This window comes from Oribacterium sp. (genome assembly GCF_057249185.1).
The window spans coordinates 1-3,302 of the sequence record NZ_DBHIGR010000204.1 but is presented as its reverse complement, the minus strand read 5'-3'; the positions used below and the strand labels follow the sequence as shown (position 1 = coordinate 3,302).

2 protein-coding genes are annotated in these 3,302 nt (G+C 46.4%); both read right to left on the bottom strand.

Annotated features, from left to right (window positions below; all coding sequences use genetic code 11):
- A partial coding sequence (gene tkt / locus ACO4PX_RS09405; protein ID WP_485572407.1) for a transketolase occupies window positions 1-1,885 on the bottom strand: 1,885 nt, incomplete at its 3' end.
- 248 nt (window positions 1,886-2,133) lie between these two features.
- Window positions 2,134-3,302 (bottom strand): methyl-accepting chemotaxis protein (locus tag ACO4PX_RS09400; protein ID WP_485572405.1); only part of this gene is annotated, 1,169 nt, incomplete at its 5' end.

The window sequence follows — 3,302 nt, the reverse complement described above, 5'->3', positions numbered from 1 at the left end:
CGATACTCTTTCCTTCAAAGCCTACATATTTGCCCCAGCCGAAGGTGGAAAGGGCCTCAATGGAAATGCGCTTTTTGCAGGACTTCGGTAATACCTTCTCCTGATATTCCGGACTTTGCAGAGCAAATACTTCCAAGGAAGGCATGGAAACCACGCGAACCGCTCTTCCTTCTCCTCTAAGCACCTTAGCCGCCTCTTCTGCCAGCTCCACTTCGGAACCGGTGGCCATGAGGATTAATTCAGGCTCCTGCTCTCCTCCGGAAAGAATATAGGCACCCTTCAAAGCATCTCTTCCATCCTTACAATACTGGGGAAGATTCTGTCTGCTTAGTACAATGGCTGTGGGACAATCCGTGCTGGACAATGCGGAGAACCAGGCCGCTGCGGTCTCCTGCCTGTCACAGGGACGGAACACCCGGAAATTCGGGGTGGAACGAAGCATAGCCAGCTGTTCAATAGGCTCATGGGTAGGTCCATCCTCTCCTACACCGATACTGTCATGAGTCAATACATAAATCTGTGGCAATCCCATAAGGGCTGCCAGTCTTGCCATAGGCTTTACATAATCACTGAACACGAAGAAGGTCGCTACATAGGAACGAAGTCCTCCATGCAGGAGAATTCCGTTGGCAATGCCTGCCATGGCCAGCTCTCTTACTCCGAAATGGATATTTTTTCCAAGGGGATTTTCCGGGGAATAAAATCCCTCTCCCTTCATTTCCGTCTTGTTGGAAGGGGCAAGGTCTGCAGAACCGCCGAAAAGATTCGGCACCAAATCCTTTAAAATCTGAATCACTTCTCCGGAGGAAGAACGGGTTGCTTCCGGCTTCTCCACAGCTGTCCAGAGCTTTTCTTCCTGCAACAGAGAAGCTGCACTTCCGGGATTATGATAAGCACAGTACTTGGCATAACACTCGGGATATGCCTTCTCGTACTTTGCTCTTAAATCCTCCCAGGCACTGTAGGAAGTCTTCTTTTCCTCTACCAAAGCATCATAGTGGGCATAAACCTCCTTCGGTACAAGGAAAGGCTCCTCCTCTTCCCAGTTTAGGAACTGCCGCATTTCTTTAATATTTTCCTCTCCCAAGGGCTCTCCGTGGGCGGAAGCACTGCCCATCTTCTTGGGAACGCCATAGCCGATTTGAGTCTTAATCGTAATAAAATAGGGGGCAGAACAGTCTTCCTTAGCGGTTTCAATAGCCTGGGAAATCGCTTCGATATCATTACCATCCTCAACCGTCAAGGTCTTGAAACCGAAGGCCTGCATACGCTGTTCCACATTTTCCGTAAAAGCAATGTCTGTATTGCCCTCAATAGAAATCTTGTTGGAATCGTACAAGATGGTCAATTTATCCAGCTTCAAGGTTCCGGCAAGAGAAAGGGCCTCGGAAGAAATTCCTTCCATCAGACAACCGTCTCCGCAGAGAGCATAGGTTCGGTGGTCTACCAGCTTTAAATCTTCTTTATTAAACTCTGCCGCCAAATGACTTTCCGCCATAGCCATACCTACCGCCATGGCAAGACCTGCGCCCAAGGGGCCAGTGGTGGCATCAACGCCCTTGGTATGACCATATTCCGGATGTCCGGGAGTAAGGGACCCCAGCTGACGAAACTGCATCAAGTCTTCCTTGCTCAGCCCAAAGGAAAAAAGATGTAATAAAGAATAGAGCATCATGGAACCATGCCCTGCAGATAACACGAAGCGATCTCTGTTATCCCATTCCGGATGCTCAGGATGAAAATGAAGGTGTTTCGCCCAAAGGGTATATGCCATGGGTGCCGCTCCCAAGGGTAATCCGGGGTGTCCTGAATTCGCCTTTTGGATTCCATCTGCAGAAAGAATACGGATACTGTTTATTGCCTTCGTTTCAATCTCTTTATTCATTTTTTCCTCCTAAGCTCTTGACCGATTCTTTATAAAATTACGTTTTCTATCTTACCATAGGGAAAAAAAATGTCTATGAATTTTGGACTTTAAAAATACAAAAAAGCCTCTATAGAATTCAGGGCTGAAATCGGGTTCGGATTTCCCTTTTTCAGGCCTATATCCATAAAGGCTTTTTCTTAATGTTCAAGCTGTTATTTAGCTGTTATCTTAGCTTTTGTTTTAGCTTTTATCTTAGCTTTTATTTCTTACTCTTCCTTCAACTGGAAGCGCTCCACCAATTCATTCATCTTATTGGCCTGACCGGTAAGCTCTTCGGAGGCTGCCGCACTCTGTTCTGCTGTTGCGGAATTTGCCTGTACTACGGAAGAAATCTGCTGTAAGCCCTGATTTAAGGAAGTGATACCTTCCAAATCCTTGCTGGATGCAGAAGAAATCTTCTCGATCAAGGTGTTTACTTCTTCCGTACTCTTGGAAACGGAATTTAAGGATTCTGCAGTTTCTTCGGTGATTTTTGCACCCTTTTCCACAGCTTCAATGGTTTCTTCAATGAGTAAACCGGTATTCTGTGCCGCCTTGGCAGATTTCTGGGCAAGGTTTCCCACCTCATCCGCCACCACGGCAAAGCCCTTTCCGGCTGCTCCTGCTCTTGCCGCCTCAATAGCCGCATTTAAGGAAAGGATATTGGTCTGGAAGGCAATGTCATCAATGGTCTTAATGATTTTACTGATTTCATTGGACTTTGCGGTAATATCGTCCATAGCCTTACGCATTTCTTCCATCTTTTCATTGGACTGAAGAACCGCAACTCCTGCCTCTCCCTGGAGCTTATAGGCCTCTCCTGCAGTCTTTGTAGAAGCCTGAATGGAGTGAGAGATATCCTGCATATTGGCAGACAGCTCCTCGATGGAGGAAGCCTGCTCCGTAGCACCCTGAGACAGGCTCTGTGCTCCGGTATTTACCTGCTCCGCACTGCTTAATACCTGTACGGAAGAAGCATGAACCTCCTGTAAAGTCTTATTCATATCCTCTTGAATATGCTTTAAGCTTTCCAGAAGCGGTGCATAATCTCCTACATACTCTTCGCTTTCCAGATTTTCGGTAAAGTTTCCGCCCGCCATAGCATCCAAACGGTCTCTAAGGTCAAATACAATCTTCTTACTTCTTCCGATTACTTCGGAAATACTGCGAGAAAGCTCTCCGATTTCATCCTGCTGGGGATAATGAATTTCCACATCGAAGTTTCCGCCTGCCACTTCTTTTCCGGCCTCACTGATCTTCTTTAATGGTTTTAATGCATTGGAAATCCGCAGGAAGTTAATAATCTGAACCAGAATGAAAATGATGACCTCGGACAAAATCAAAGCAAATAAAAGCTGGTTTTTCTCCTGATCAAAATGAGGAATGGTCATAGCGG